Annotated in this window: 11 protein-coding genes; 9 read left to right on the top strand and 2 right to left on the bottom strand. The window is 63.6% G+C overall.

All coding sequences use genetic code 11. The features are described 5' to 3' along the window. The first annotated feature begins 33 nt into the window (after window positions 1–33). The 7 genes from deoC to CJU94_RS22175 all read left to right on the top strand — a co-directional run bounded on the left by deoC (window position 34) and on the right by CJU94_RS22175 (window position 9,501). Complete coding sequence (gene deoC, locus CJU94_RS22205; RefSeq protein ID WP_095420853.1) at window positions 34–1,044, top strand: deoxyribose-phosphate aldolase; 1,011 nt, start codon at window positions 34–36, stop codon at window positions 1,042–1,044. A 16-nt stretch (window positions 1,045–1,060) separates the two neighbouring features. Beyond that, window positions 1,061–3,451, top strand: coding sequence for an aldehyde dehydrogenase family protein (locus tag CJU94_RS22200; protein ID WP_095420852.1), 2,391 nt, complete (start codon window positions 1,061–1,063; stop codon window positions 3,449–3,451). Window positions 3,452–3,626: 175 nt separating this feature from the next. Further along, window positions 3,627–4,598: a ribokinase gene (gene rbsK, locus CJU94_RS22195; protein ID WP_095420851.1), complete on the top strand. Its 972-nt coding sequence runs from the start codon at window positions 3,627–3,629 to the stop codon at window positions 4,596–4,598. A gap of 34 nt (window positions 4,599–4,632) precedes the next feature. After that, on the top strand, window positions 4,633–5,685 hold the full coding sequence (locus CJU94_RS22190) for an ABC transporter permease (protein ID WP_095420850.1): 1,053 nt from the start codon (window positions 4,633–4,635) through the stop codon (window positions 5,683–5,685). Window positions 5,686–5,795: 110 nt separating this feature from the next. Next, the gene (locus CJU94_RS22185) at window positions 5,796–6,800 is read left to right on the top strand and encodes an autoinducer 2 ABC transporter substrate-binding protein (RefSeq protein WP_095420849.1); all 1,005 of its coding nucleotides are present in this window, start codon (window positions 5,796–5,798) and stop codon (window positions 6,798–6,800) included. A 67-nt stretch (window positions 6,801–6,867) separates the two neighbouring features. Continuing rightward, entirely contained in the window at window positions 6,868–8,427 is a 1,560-nt protein-coding gene (locus tag CJU94_RS22180) for a sugar ABC transporter ATP-binding protein (RefSeq protein WP_095420848.1), read from the top strand. Window positions 8,428–8,442: 15 nt separating this feature from the next. After that, complete coding sequence (locus tag CJU94_RS22175; protein ID WP_095420847.1) at window positions 8,443–9,501, top strand: ABC transporter permease; 1,059 nt, start codon at window positions 8,443–8,445, stop codon at window positions 9,499–9,501. A 65-nt stretch (window positions 9,502–9,566) separates the two neighbouring features. Here the strand turns inward: CJU94_RS22175 and CJU94_RS22170 are convergent, their stop codons facing one another. Both CJU94_RS22170 and CJU94_RS22165 read right to left on the bottom strand, forming a co-directional pair. Further along, a complete protein-coding gene (locus CJU94_RS22170; RefSeq protein WP_095420846.1) occupies window positions 9,567–10,292 on the bottom strand; it encodes a DeoR/GlpR family DNA-binding transcription regulator in 726 nt (241 codons plus the stop codon). Window positions 10,293–10,503: 211 nt separating this feature from the next. Further along, complete coding sequence (locus CJU94_RS22165) at window positions 10,504–11,238, bottom strand: metallophosphoesterase family protein (RefSeq protein WP_095420845.1); 735 nt, start codon at window positions 11,236–11,238, stop codon at window positions 10,504–10,506. A 415-nt stretch (window positions 11,239–11,653) separates the two neighbouring features. Between CJU94_RS22165 and CJU94_RS22160 the strand changes: the two genes are divergently transcribed. Next, the gene (locus CJU94_RS22160; RefSeq protein WP_095420844.1) at window positions 11,654–12,793 is read left to right on the top strand and encodes a porin; all 1,140 of its coding nucleotides are present in this window, start codon (window positions 11,654–11,656) and stop codon (window positions 12,791–12,793) included. Between the two features lie 210 nt (window positions 12,794–13,003). Continuing rightward, complete coding sequence (locus CJU94_RS22155; RefSeq protein ID WP_095420843.1) at window positions 13,004–14,410, top strand: MFS transporter; 1,407 nt, start codon at window positions 13,004–13,006, stop codon at window positions 14,408–14,410.

Here is a 14,410-nt window from a genome sequence, read left to right as displayed (position 1 = left end):
TGTTGTGCGTCGCATCATATTTTCGGATGTCTTATGCCAGAAGCTCCATTGCAGTCTTCATCGGTCGTCGCGCTGCGCGGCACACCGCTCGTCCATCCGGTGCGCAATCCCGGCATGCCGTTCGACGCCTCGTGGCTCGACGGCTTGCGCGTCAATCAATCGGCCGTGGAACGGCGCACCGCCACGCTCGGCACGCGCCGCAGCGTCAAGAAAGAGGCGCAGGCGGCGTGGCTGCTCAAAGCCATCACGTGCATCGATCTCACCACCCTGAACGGTGACGACACCGAAGGCCGCGTGCGCCGCCTTTGCGCGAAAGCGCGCCAACCGGTGCGCACGGATCTGCTCGAAGCGCTCGGCATCGCGCCGCAAGGCATCACGACGGGCGCGGTGTGCGTCTATCACCGCTTCGTCGCGGCGGCCGTCGATGCGCTGCATGGCAGCGGCATTCCGGTGGCCGCGGTGTCCACGGGTTTTCCCGCCGGGCTGATTCCGCATCCGCTGAAGCTGAAAGAGATCGAAGCCTCGGTCGCGGACGGCGCGCAGGAAATCGACATCGTCGTTACGCGCGAATACGTGCTGACCGGCAACTGGCAGGCGCTCTACGATGAAGTGCGCGACTTCCGCGCGGCCTGCGGCCCGGCGCATCTGAAGGCGATTCTTGCCACCGGCGACATCCGCACGCTGTCGAACGTGGCGCGCGCCTCGATGGTCTGCATGATGGCCGGCGCCGACTTCATCAAGACGTCCACCGGCAAGGAAGGCGTCAATGCGACGCTGGACGTGTCGCTCGTGATGGTGCGCATGATCCGCGAATATCAGGAGCGCGCCGGCGTGCTCATCGGCTTCAAGCCGGCGGGCGGCGTATCGACCGCGAAGTCGGTGCTGTCGTACCAGATCCTGATGAAGGAAGAACTCGGTCGCGCGTGGCTCGAACCGGAGCTGTTCCGTATCGGCGCATCGAGCCTGCTGGCCGATATCGAACGCCAGCTCGAACATTACGTGAGCGGCCGTTACTCCGCTTTCAACCGTCACCCCGTAGCCTGAACAGAAGATCGATCCCATGAGCGTAGCCGAGTATTTTTCATCGATGGAGTACGGTCCCGCACCCGAGGACGATCAACCCGCGCGCGCCTGGCTGGCGCGGCATGAGGGCGGCTTCGGGCATTTCATCGGCGGTGCGTGGCATGCGCCCGCAGCCGATGAGCGCTTTGTTTCGCATGCGCCCGCCACGGGCGAGCGTCTCGCGGACATCGCCCAGGGCGACGCGGCCGATATCGACGCCGCGGTGGCCGCCGCGCGCGCCGCGCAGCCTGGCTGGTTTGCGTTGGGCGGCGCGGGGCGGGCGCGGCATCTGTATGCGCTTGCGCGCATGGTGCAGCGTCATAGCCGGCTCTTCGCCGTGCTCGAAGCGCTCGACAACGGCAAGCCGATCCGCGAAACGCGCGATATCGACGTGCCGCTCGTCGCGCGCCACTTCCTGCATCACGCGGGGTGGGCGCAATTGCAGGAGAGCGAATTCGCCGACTACGCCCCGCTGGGTGTGGTCGGGCAGATCGTGCCGTGGAATTTCCCGCTGCTGATGCTCGCGTGGAAGATCGCGCCGGCCATCGCCGTGGGCAATTGCGTCGTTCTGAAGCCCGCCGAGTACACGCCGCTCACCGCGTTGCTGTTCGCCGAACTCGCGCATCGTGCCGGCTTGCCGGCCGGCGTGCTGAACGTCGTGACGGGTGACGGGCGCACGGGCGCTGCGCTCGTCGAGCATCCGCAGGTCGACAAGATCGCGTTCACCGGGTCGACGGAAGTCGGCCGGCTGATCCGTTCCGCCACGGCCGGCTCGGGCAAATCGCTGACGCTCGAACTCGGCGGCAAGTCGCCCTTCATCGTCTTCGACGATGCGGATCTGGACGGCGCGGTGGAAGGCGTCGTCGACGCGATCTGGTTCAACCAGGGACAAGTCTGTTGCGCGGGCTCGCGGCTGCTGGTGCAGGAAGGCGTCGAAGCGCGCTTCATCGCGAAGCTGAAGCGTCGCATGGAAACGCTGCGCGTGGGCTCCTCGCTCGACAAGAGCATCGACCTCGGCGCGATCGTCGATCCGCTGCAGCTCGAACGCATCCGGTCGCTGGTGGAAACGGGCCGACGCGAAGGCTGTTCAGTCTGGCAATCGCCGGATACGACGCTGCCGGCCGGCGGCTGCTTCTATCCGCCGACGCTCGTGACCGGCGTGGCGCCGGCTTCCACGCTGGCGCAGGAAGAAATCTTCGGACCGGTGCTGGTGACGATGAGCTTTCGCACGCCCGACGAAGCGATTGCGCTCGCCAACAACTCGCGCTACGGACTCGCCGCGAGCGTGTGGAGCGAAACCATCGGCCGCGCGCTCGATGTCGCGCCGCGTCTGGCCTGCGGCGTCGTCTGGATCAACGCGACGAATCTGTTCGACGCGGCGGTCGGCTTCGGCGGCTATCGCGAATCGGGCTATGGCCGCGAAGGCGGGCGTGAGGGCATCTACGAATACCTGAAACCGCGGGCGTGGCTCAATCTTGCGGAGCGCCGGAGGGCGCGAAGCGGCGCGGCCGGCACGGGCGCGTTGGACACGTTGTCGAACGTCACGTCGATCGACCGCACCGCGAAGCTCTTTATCGGCGGCAAGCAGGCACGGCCGGACAGCGGCTATTCGCTGCCGGTTCATGCGCCTGACGGCACGCCCGTCGGCGAAGTGGCCGCGGGCAATCGCAAGGACATCCGCAACGCGGTCGAAGCGGCGCGCGCGGCGCAGAAGTGGTCGCAGGCCAGCACGCATAACCGCGCCCAGGTGCTGTTCTATCTGGCGGAAAACCTCGCCGTGCGCGCGGACGAATTCGTGCGCCAGCTGATGGTGCGAAACGGCGCGACGCAAACCACGGCGCGCGCGGAAGTGGACGCCTCGGTGCGGCGTCTCTTCACTTACGCGGCGTGGGCCGACAAGTTCGACGGCGCCGTGCATACGCCGCCGCTGCGTGGTGTCGCGCTGGCCATGCATGAACCGCTCGGCGTGATCGGCATTGCCTGTCCCGACGAAGCGCCGCTGCTCGGCTTCGTCTCGCTGGCCGCGCCCGCGCTCGCCATGGGCAACCGTGTGGTGGTGCTGCCAAGCGAAGCGTCGCCGCTCACGGTCACCGACTTTTATCAGGTGGCCGAGACCTCGGACGTGCCCAGCGGCGTGCTGAACATCGTCACCGGCGAACGCGGCGCGCTGCTGCCGGCGCTCGCGAAACACGACGATGTGGACGCGCTGTGGTGCTTCGGCGATGCCGCGGATTCGACGCTGGTCGAACGCGAATCGGTCGGCAATCTGAAGCGAACCTTCGTCGATCACGGCCGCCAGTTCGACTGGTTCGACCGTTCGAGCGAAGGCCGGCCGTTCCTGCGTCAGGCCGTGCAGGTGAAGAACATCTGGATACCGTACGGCGACTGATGAACTGACCGGACGTCACACCGACACTCCGAATACATGCACGCCAACCAGAAAATGGAGGAGACAACGTGCTGAAGAATCTGGATCCGCTGGGCCACGCCGAGGTGCCGCGCGCATCGCTGGCATCGAGGCACCTTCCCCTGAACGCGGCTTTTCAGGCGCGAGGAGAAGGCGTATGAGCACGTCTTCGCAACGAAACGGACGCGTCGTCATTCTCGGCATCTACGTGACCGATCTGACGTTTCGCGCCGGTCGCATGCCGCAGATCGGCGAGACCATCGCGGGCTCGGCATTCGCCATGGGACCGGGGGGCAAAGGCTCGAATCAGGCGGTGGCGGCCGCGCGCGCCGGCGCCGACGTGGTGTTCTGCACCCGCATCGGCAACGACGCGTTCGGCGCCATTGCGCGCGCCACGTGGGCCGCTGAAGGCATCACGGCGCGTGCGTCGGTGATCGAGGGCGTCTCGACCGGCGCGGCGCATATCTTCGTCGACGACAACACCGGCATGAACGCGATCATCGTCGCATCCGGCGCGGCGGGCACGATGGAGCCCGCCGACGTCGACGCAATCGAAAGCGACATCGCCGCCGCCCGTGTCTTCGTCACGCAACTCGAGCAACCGCTCGAGGCCGCGCGCCGTGGGCTCGAAGTGGCGCGCCGGCATGGCGTCCTCACCGTGTTCAATCCGGCGCCCGCCTTGCCGCTCGACGACGCCATCTTCCCGCTGTGCGACTACATCACCCCGAATGAAACCGAAGCGAGCGCGCTCACCGGCGTGCCGATCGCGAACGCCGACGACGCCCGCCGCGCCGCCGACGTGCTGCTCGCCAAAGGCGTCGGCACGGTCATCGTCACGTTGGGCGAGGGCGGTGCGCTGCTGCATTCGGCGACGCAATCGATCCTCGTGCCCGCGTATCAGTGCGGCCGCGTGGTGGAAACCGCGGGCGCCGGCGACGGCTTCACGGGCGGCTTCGCGGCCGCGCTCGCACGCGGCGACGACGCGGTCACCGCATTGCGTTTCGGTTGCGCGCTCGCGGGCATTTCCGTGACACGGCCGGGCACGGCGCCTTCCATGCCGACGCTCGACGAAGTGAACCAGGTTCTGAAGCGGCCGAACCAGCCGGCCGGCATGTCCCAGCCATCCTGATCGTCTGCCAAGGTTGAAGGAGCGTATCGTCACCATGAAGTCTTCGTTCACCGCTGGAAAACTGTTCGGCGACCGGCAGCTGAATTTTCTGCTGATCGTCAACGTGCTCGTCGTGCTCGTCGCGACGTGGCTCTCGCACGGCCAATTCGTCGACATCGACAATCTGCAGTCGATGGGCGGCCAGTTGCCCGAACTCGGCCTGCTCGCGCTCGGCATCATGCTCTCGATGGTGTCGGGCAACGGCGGCATCGACCTGTCCGGCGTCGGGCTCGCCAACCTCTCCGGCATGGTCGCCGCGCTGGTCGTGCCGCGCTTTGTCAACGGCGACGACTCGCCCGCGCTTTACACGTCGCTCTTCTGCGTGATCGTGGTGACGATGGGCCTGCTGGGCGGGTTGCTGAACGGCGTGGTGATCGCCCGCCTCAGACTCACGCCGATTCTCTGCACGCTCGGCACGCAGTTGCTGTTCACCGGCTTCGCGGTGGTGCTCAGCAATGGCGCGTCGGTGCATGTCGATTACGTGGACCCGTTGTCGAATATCGGCAACGGCACGGTGTTTCAGGTGCCGATCGCGTTCTGCATCTTTATCGCGGCCGTGATCGTGCTGGGCTGGCTGCTCAAACGCAGTCCATTCGGCCTGCGTCTCTATCTGATGGGCACCAATCCCAAAGCGGCGTTCTATGCCGGCATTCCGCGGGCGCGGATGCTGATCGCGACCTATGCGATGTGCGGCGTGCTCGCGTCGCTGGCCGGGCTGATCAGCGCGACGCACACGTCCAGCGCGAAATGGGACTACGGCAACTCCTATCTGCTGATCGCGATCCTGATCGCGGTGATGGGCGGCGTGAATCCCGCCGGCGGCCATGGCCGCATCATCTGCGTGTTTTTCGCCGCGACGGTGCTGCAGTTTCTCTCCAGCCTGTTCAACCTGATGGGCGTGTCGCAGTTCTTCGGCGATTGCGCGTGGGGCTTTCTGTTGCTGCTGTCGCTTGCGTTCGCGGGCGGTGAACGGGTGCGCGCGATCTTCGGCTTCGGCGGTGGCGGGCGGGGCGCAGGCTCGGCCACGAGCGCGGCGCCAAAGAGTTAGCGGACGTAAGCTGGCGGGTGACAAACAAGGTTTCAGTACGCGGCGGACAACGAGCCCTGGCTGTCCGTGACGATGAAATGGGCAATATCGAACCAAAAAGGAGACATCGCATGAAATTGACTCGACTGGGTGCCGCGCTCGCAGCAGGCGCGCTGACGATTGGCGTAATCGCCGCCGCGCAGGCTGCCACGAACGAGACGATCGTCACGGTCGTGAAGGTGACCGGCATCAACTGGTTCAACCGGATGGACGACGGCGTCAAGCAGTTCGCCAAGGACAACCCCGGCGTAACCGCGTATCAGACGGGCCCCGGCCGCGCGGATGCGGCCCAGCAACTGAAGATCATCGAAGACCTGATCGCCAAGAAGGTCTCGGCGATCGCCGTGGTGCCCTACGATCCGCCGACGCTCGAACCGGCGCTCAAGAAGGCGATGGATCGTGGCATCAAGGTGGTCACGCATGAAGCCGACAATGCCAAGAACACGATGGTCGACATCGAGGCGTTCGACAACACCGCGTACGGCGCGGGCCTGAACGAACGGCTCGCCTCGTGCATGCACGACGAGGGCAAGTGGGCGGTGCTGGTCGGCTCGCTCGGCAGCCGCTCGCAGGTGCAATGGGCGGACGGCGGTATCGGCAACGCCAAGGGCAAGTATCCGAAGATGAACCTGGTCGAGCCGAAGCTCGAAACCAACAACGACGGCGAACGCGCTTATGAAGTCGCGAAGGAAGTGCTGCGCAAGCATCCGGACCTGAAGGGCTTCCAGGGCTCGTCGTCGCTCGACGTGATCGGCATTGGCCGCGCGGTGGAAGAGGCCGGCATGCAGGGCAAGATCTGCGTGTACGGCACCGGCCTGCCGACCGAAGCCGGCAAGTTCCTCGAAAGCGGCGCCGTCAACGGCATCGCGTTCTGGGATCCGAAGCTCGCGGGCATTGCGATGAACAAGGTCGCGCAAATGCTGATCGACGGCAAGACGGTCGAGAACGGCGCCGACCTCGGCATTCCCGGCTACACGAAGGTGACGGTCGCGAAGGGGCCGGGCAAGGGCATCATCGTGCGCGGCCAGGGCTGGGTGAACGTCGACAAGTCGAACTACAAGCAGTATCCGTTCTGAGCGGAGCTTTGGCTTCATGTGTCCCGGCGTCCCCCCACGGGGACGCCTCAACTTGCGACTCGTTACCATGAATCAAGACGCAACCTCACCGAAGTCACCGCAATCCGCAACTGCGCAGCCGTTTCTGCAGGTGGTCGGCGTGCACAAGCGCTTTACCGGCGTGCATGCGTTGCGCGGCGTGAGCCTTTCGTTCGAGCGCGGTCAGATCTATCACCTGCTCGGCGAAAACGGTTGCGGCAAGAGCACGCTGATCAAGATCATCTCCGGCGCGCAGCCGCCCGATGAAGGCGAGCTCGTGATCGAAGGCGTGCGGCACGCGCGGCTCTCCGCGCTCGAATCGCTCGCGGCCGGCATCGAAACCGTCTATCAGGATCTCTCGCTGCTGCCCAACATGAACGTGGCCGAAAACGTCGCGCTCACGTCCGAACTGGCCACACACGAGGGCAAGCTCGCCCGCACCTTCGACCGGCGCGAACTGGCGCGCACGGCGGCTCGCGCGCTCGAAGCTGTCGGGCTGCCCGGCAACGCGGAGTTTCTGGCGACGCTCATCGAGCAATTGCCGCTCGCCACACGGCAACTCGTGGCGATTGCCCGCGCGATTGCCAGCGAGGCGAAGTTCGTCATCATGGACGAGCCCACCACCTCGCTCACGCAGAAGGAAGTCGACAATCTGATCGCCGTGCTCGCCAATCTGCGCGCGCAGGGCGTGACCGTGCTGTTCGTGAGCCACAAGCTCGACGAGTGCTACGCGATCGGCGGCGAGGTGATCGTACTGCGCGACGGCCAAAAAATGGCGCAAGGGCCGATCGCGCAAATCACCAAGGCGCAGATCAGCGAACTGATGACGGGCAGGCATCTGTCGAACGAACGTTATCGCGAGGGCGCCTGCGAGCAGAAAGTGGTGCTCGACGTGCGCGGTTATACGCGCTCGGGCCAGTTCAGCGATGTGTCTTTCTCGCTGCACGGCGGCGAAATTCTCGGCATTACCGGGCTGCTCGATTCGGGGCGCAACGAACTCGCGCGTGCGCTGGCAGGCGTTGCGCCCGCGCAGTCCGGGCAGGTTACGCTCGACGGCAAGGCGGTGTCGCTGCGCACCCCCTCGGACGCAAAGGCGCATCGCATCGGTTATGTGCCGGAAGACCGCCTGAACGAAGGGCTTTTTCTCGACAAGTCGATTCGAGACAACGTGATTACGGCGATGATCTCCAGCTTGCGCGACCGCTTCGGCCAGATCGACCGCACGCGCGCGCAGGCGCTCGCGCAACAGACGGTGAAGGATCTGCAGATCGCCACGCCGGGGGTCGACAAACCCGTGCAGTCGCTGTCGGGTGGCAACCAGCAGCGCGTGCTGATTGGCCGCTGGCTCGCCATCGACCCGCGCGTGCTGATCCTGCATGGGCCGACGGTCGGCGTCGACGTCGGCTCGAAGGACATCATTTACCGCATCATGCAGCGCCTGTCGCAACGCGGCATCGGCATCATTCTGATTAGCGACGACTTGCCCGAACTGCTGCAGAACTGCGACCGCATTCTGATGATGAAGAAAGGGCGCGTGGCAGGCGAATACCAGGCCGACACGCTGAGCGAAGCCGATCTGTATCACGCGCTGCTTTCGGAAGCCGCATAAAGGACGTTCCTACTCATGAACTCGCGCCTCGATTCGCGCCTGAACCAGACCATGACCACCCCGACCGTTGTCGAAGTCGCTCCCGAGGTCAAGCCGCCGAGCTTGCGAACCCGGTTCGCGCGCAATCCCGAATGGTTTACCGTCGCGCTGATTGCGGTGACGTGCCTGATTGTCGGCTCGATCAATCCGCGCTTCTTCCAGCTCGCGACGCTATTCGACCTGCTGCACTCGGCCACCACGATGTCGCTGTTCGCGCTCGGCACGCTCGTCGTGCTGGCCTCCGGCGGGATCGACGTATCGTTCACCGCGATTGCCGCGCTGACGATGTACGGCATCACCAAGGCCGTGTTCGCGTGGTGGCCGGATGCGCCGTTCGCGCTGATCCTGATCACGGGCGCGTTCGGCGGCGTCGTGCTCGGCGTGATCAACGGGCTGCTGGTGCATCGGCTGAAGGCGCCTTCGCTGATCGTCACGATCGGCACGCAGTATCTGTATCGCGGGCTGCTGCTGACGTTTATCGGCACCTCGTTCTTCATGAACATCCCGCACAGCATGGATCACTTCGGCCGCATTCCGCTGTTTTTCTATCACACCGCGGACGGCCTGCGCGCCGTCTTGCCGGTGTCGGTGGTGGCGCTGGTGGCGGCCGCGGTGGTGACATGGTGGCTGTTGAACCGCACGATGATGGGTCGCGGCGTGTATGCCATGGGCGGCAGCCTTGCGATTGCCGAGCGGCTCGGCTACAACCTGCGCGCGATTCACCTGTTCGTATTCGGCTATACCGGCATGCTCGCCGGCATTGCGGGCATTCTGCACGTGTCGAACAACCGGCTCGCCAATCCGTTCGATCTGGTGGGCTCGGAGCTCGACGTGATCGCCGCAGTGATTCTGGGCGGGGCGCGCATTACGGGCGGCACCGGCACGGTGGCCGGCACGTTGCTTGGGGTGGTGCTGGTCACGCTGATCAATAGCGTGCTGATTCTGGTGGGCGTGCCGAGCACCTGGCAGAAGGTGATTATCGGCGCGTTCATTCTGATCGCCGGGACGCTCTTCGCATTGCAGCGCAAGAGCTGAAGACTGACGGGGCGGCCTCTGCGTTGCCGGGTTTGCGCCCGCGATGCGGAAGGCGGCAAGTGCGCCTAGCGGCGCTTGCGGTGCTCCTGGCCTTTCTCGGTGATGATGGAATCGAAGTCGTCCACCTGCGAGAAACGCACCGCCTTGACTACGCCGAACTTGCTCTGATCCACCACCAGATGCCGTTCGACCGCGCTCGCCATGGCCGCCTGTTTGAGCGCGACCTCATGAAAATTCCAGCAGGTGACGCCGCGCGCCACATCCACGCCGCCCGCGGAAATGAACGCCTTGTTGATCCCCATGCGGCGCAGCATCTCCAGACTTTCCTCGCCTGCGAACGAATCTGACGAGGGCACGTACACGCCGCCGAGCAGAATCATTCGCACATTCGGTTTGCGCCGCAGAATCTCCGCGACATTCAGCGAGTAGCACACCACGGTGACGTGGCGCTCGACCGGAATCAGCCGCGCCAACGTGGTGAGCGTCGTGCCGCAGTCGATGAACAGGGTTTCGTTATCGCCGATCAATCCCGCCGCGACCGCCGACGCTTCCGCCTTCGCCTGCGCGAAGTGGTCTTTTTCTTCTTCGAGTGAATAGCCGGCGTTATTGGGTACGTCGGTCGCGCTGACGATATAACCGCCGAGATACGTGAATCGTTCCGGACTGCCTGCAATGTCGCGCCGGACAGTCATTTCCGAAACGCCCAGCAGGCCGGCGGCGTCGCGCAAGCGCATCACGTTTTGCCTTGCCAACGCGTCGGCGAGGGCGCGGAGGCGGTCGGGTTTCAGCATGGGGATCCTGTCGCGCAGTGTGTGGATGAACGTTATGTTTTTTTCGATTAGGTGAAAGAATTATAACAAGAGGTGGCGCGCGCGGCGAGCGTGATATGCGTTGACTGCAAGGGTGGGGGAAGGTGGGTTTGCCGCTTGTTGCGGCTTTCGGCGAGAAGGGGGGCCTTGTCCGAAAACGGACATGGGGGTACTCGATCCCCAGGCGAAATTCTCAGCAATATCCGGTGCGAAGCGCGGTTTCCCAATCGGGCCGTCCGTTCAGTGCGGCTATGGTCGCCGCCGCGTTCCAATCATATTCGACGGCTCGAAACTCCACGTCCCATCCGGAAGCGGTTCTCGTCACGCTGGCGTAGCGCGCATGCGGCGAACCCATTTCCATTCGATGTGGAAACGGAAGGTCATCCGCATAGGCTTGCAGTCCGACGCTGCCCGGGTTCACGATCAGGCGCCCATCATCGAGTTTTATCGACCGTTGCAGGTGGGTGTGGCCGCACAGTATCAAGGTTGCATCGGCTTCGCCTGCGCGGCTTTTGACTTCGTCGTGCGTCGCCACCCGGCAGCCGCTCGCTGTCACGGTCTCGAGGAAATAGCTCAGATCGTCTTGCGGCGTGCCATGCACGAGCAGGACGTCACCGGCGAGTCTCAGGGTGGAGGGCAATGCCCGTATCCAGGCCAGTTGATCGTCGCGTAGACATTGGTTCGCAAAACGATCGGACAGTCCCATGCGGGAAAGCTCACCCGTAAGCAGTTGCCTTTCATGGTTGCCGCTGATCGTGGGCAGGCCGAGCGGGATCAACCGATCAGCCGTTTGGGACGGATAGAGGGCGCCGGACAGAATGTCGCCGAGGTTGACTATGACATCGGCCCCTTGCCGGTGCGCGTCATCGAGCACCGCGTTCAGCGCGGCGAGGTTGCCGTGAATGTCTGAAAGGGCTGCGATTTTCATCGTGTCAAAAGATTTCGTTTGGCGAATCGGCCGTTAGTGGATTGTCAGCGATTGACCACCAGGTGTCCAATGGCTGCTTGCGCGGCGCGACCGCCCGCCAAAAGTTCTGCCGTGAAAAATCCTTGACCAATTATATTGGATCCAAGATATTGTCTGCGAACTGGTCGGCGCCGTCGCTGCTGATGCCTGGCGGGCAGTGGTGAGTCCGCAAAACCGGATATGCCAGTCACGCTTGATGCCCCACATCGCCGTTGGCGAGGGCAGGTCGTTTGCTCCTCGCGCGACCCGGCGTAGTTTCGAACCGAATTGGCCGGACCTGCTGGATCCGCGTCTGCACGGTCCTGCTATCACCCGAGCCTAGGGATTTCCCATCCATACACTCAGTATGACGAACTAATTCGCAAGGAGATTCACGATGAAGAAGCAGTTTCTCGGCATGACGGCATTGATGGCGGCGACGCTATCGTGCTACGCACAAAGTTCGGTGACGCTTTACGGCACCGCGGACGACGGCCTGACCTTCACCAACAATCAGGGCGGCCATCAAAATTACCAGGCGTCAAACGGCGCTCTGGGCAGCAGCAAGTGGGGCTTTCTGGTCAACGAGAACCTCGGCGGCGGCTACAGCGCGATCGCACGCCTCGAAAATGGGTTTGACATCAATACCGGCAAGTTCAATAACGGCGGACGTCTGTTCGGGCGGCAATCCTACGTGGGTTTGGGTTCGCCGTTCGGCACGCTGCTGATGGGGCGTCAATACGATCTCGTACTCGATTCGCTGCTGCCGCTCTCGGCATCGGGCCGCTTCGGCGGCATTCTGGCTGCACACGCCGCGGATGTTGACAACGTCTGGGGCGACTACTCGCTAAGCAACTCGATCAAGTATCTCTCGCCGACCTATGCGGGTTTCAAACTGTCAGCACTCTTCAGCCTCGGTGGCGTCGCGGGGGACTTTTCCAACGGCAAGAAGGAGTCGGTCAGCCTCGCCTATACGAACAACGCGTTGAGCGCGAGCGCGGTGTTTTCGCGAATCAATGACCCGGCCACGTCGATCTACGACGCGACTGCCAGTCCCGTCGCGGGAACGACGTTCGCCAATCCGATCACGAACCCCACCTTCAGCGGCTATACGTCCGCGCATACGTTGCAGGTCGCCGGCGCGGGCGTCAATTATCGTATCGGTGCGGCGTTGCTGGGCTTTACCTACACCAATACGCGCTTCGAGGACGTGGTTCGAACCTCGTCGACGCCCTTTTCGGGAACGGCGACATTCAACAACTTCGAAGCGCTTGCCACGTACAACCTTACGCCGGCGTTACTCCTCGGGGCGTCGTACGACTATACGAAGGCGGAATCCGCGAAATACGGGCAACTCAATCTGGGCACCCAGTATGCGCTCTCCAAACGTACGCTTCTCTATGCAACCACCTCGTGGGAACACGCAACGGGAACCGACTCCACCGGCAAACAGGCCGTTGCCGCGCTGTCTTTCCTGACGCCTTCTTCGACGGAAAATCAGGTTGCGGTCCGGGTGGGTGTGCGTCACAACTTCTAAGTCCCGAGGATGCCGCAGGCAGTGCTGTCTCCCGGCCACCGGACTGCGCGCAGTCCACCATCACGCGTTCTAAAGGGTAATCCCTGGTAAGAATCGGCTGTTGGCAATTTGCGATTGACACCGTATTTTGGATACAGGATATTGGAATCATGGAGGCGGGCTGCGGTTCAGTGCCGCTCCCGCGCCACTTCTCTCCTCATGGAGGCTTACATGTCACCGATCGCAGCACGGCTCGAGCGTTTGCCGTTCACTCGCTTCCATTTCAAGCTGCTCATCATGGGCGGACTTGGCTTCATGTTCGAGGCCGTCGATGCGGCCATCATCGCCTTCATCCTGCCGGTGGTTCGTACGAAATGGCATCTGACCAGCTTCGAGACCGGTCTGCTCGGCAGCAGCACCTATGTCGGCTTTCTGATCGGCGCGTTGTTCGCGGGTTTGCTCGGCGACCGGTTCGGCCGTCGTGTCGTGATGATGTGGGCACTGACGTTTTTCTGCGTGCTGACGTTCGTGAATGCGTTTGTGAATGACTGGCACACGTTCGCGTTGCTGCGCGCGATCGCCGGGATCGGCATGGGCGCCGAAGGGGCAATCATTGCGCCGTTCCTCGTCGAGTTCGTCAGCAATCGCTATCGCGGCGCCTTTACCGGGGCGCTTGCCGGTTTTTTCTCGTTCGGATTCGTCGCGGCCGCGCTGATCGGGTACTTTGTTATTCCTCTGAACCCGGAAGGATGGCGCATCGCGCTGGTGATCGTTTCGGTGCCGGTCGTCGTTCTGCTCTGGTGGCGGCGCTCGCTTCACGAGTCGCCTCGCTGGCTGGAAACGCGCGGACGCCACGAAGAAGCGGCTGCCGTGGTGACGGACATCGAAAGGCAGATAGAACGCTCGGGCGTGGCGCTTCCGCCCGTCGTGCCCGTCGCGGGCGACGCGACGCTCCATGAGTATTCGGGTTCGTTCTTCGGCAATCTGAAGCTGCTGTGGAAGCCGCCGCTTGCGAAAACGACGCTGATGACGTGGTGCCTCTGGCTCTCGGTGACGTTCTGTTCGTACGCGTTTTTCGTCTGGATTCCGGGGCTGCTCGTCCAGCACGGAATGACGATCACAAAGAGCTTCTCCGTTTCGATCGCGATCTACCTCGCACAGATTCCGGGATACTACTCCTCGGCTTACTTTTGCGAAAAACTCGGACGCAAGGCGACGATCGTCACCTACATGGGGCTCGCCTGCGCCTCGGGAATCTGGCTTGCTTTCGCCGGCAGTGACCTGACTATCGTGCTCGCGTCGATTGCCATGTCGTTCTCGATGAACGGTGTCAACGCCGGCGAATATGCCTATACGCCCGAGGTGTTCCCGACGCATCTGCGTGCGACCGGTATGGGCACCGCGTCCGCGTTCGGCCGCATAGGGGCGATCTGTTCGCCCATGCTGGTGGGCTATGTCTATCCGATCTGGGGCTTTGCCGGGGTCTTCGGCATGACGACTGCGATCCTGCTCGTTGGTGCGCTCGCGGTGCTGATACTGGGCGTGTCCACCAGTGGAAAAACCCTGGAGCAGATCACGGCCGACGAATACAGCCTTGGTGATGATATGTCGGGCGCTTCCTTGAAGACGGCCAAATAA

Origin of the sequence: Paraburkholderia aromaticivorans, from assembly GCF_002278075.1 — a bacterium.
Classification (GTDB): Bacteria; Pseudomonadota; Gammaproteobacteria; order Burkholderiales; family Burkholderiaceae; genus Paraburkholderia; species Paraburkholderia aromaticivorans.
Note: the sequence above shows the minus strand (reverse complement) of the source record. Positions and strands in the feature narration are given on the sequence as shown.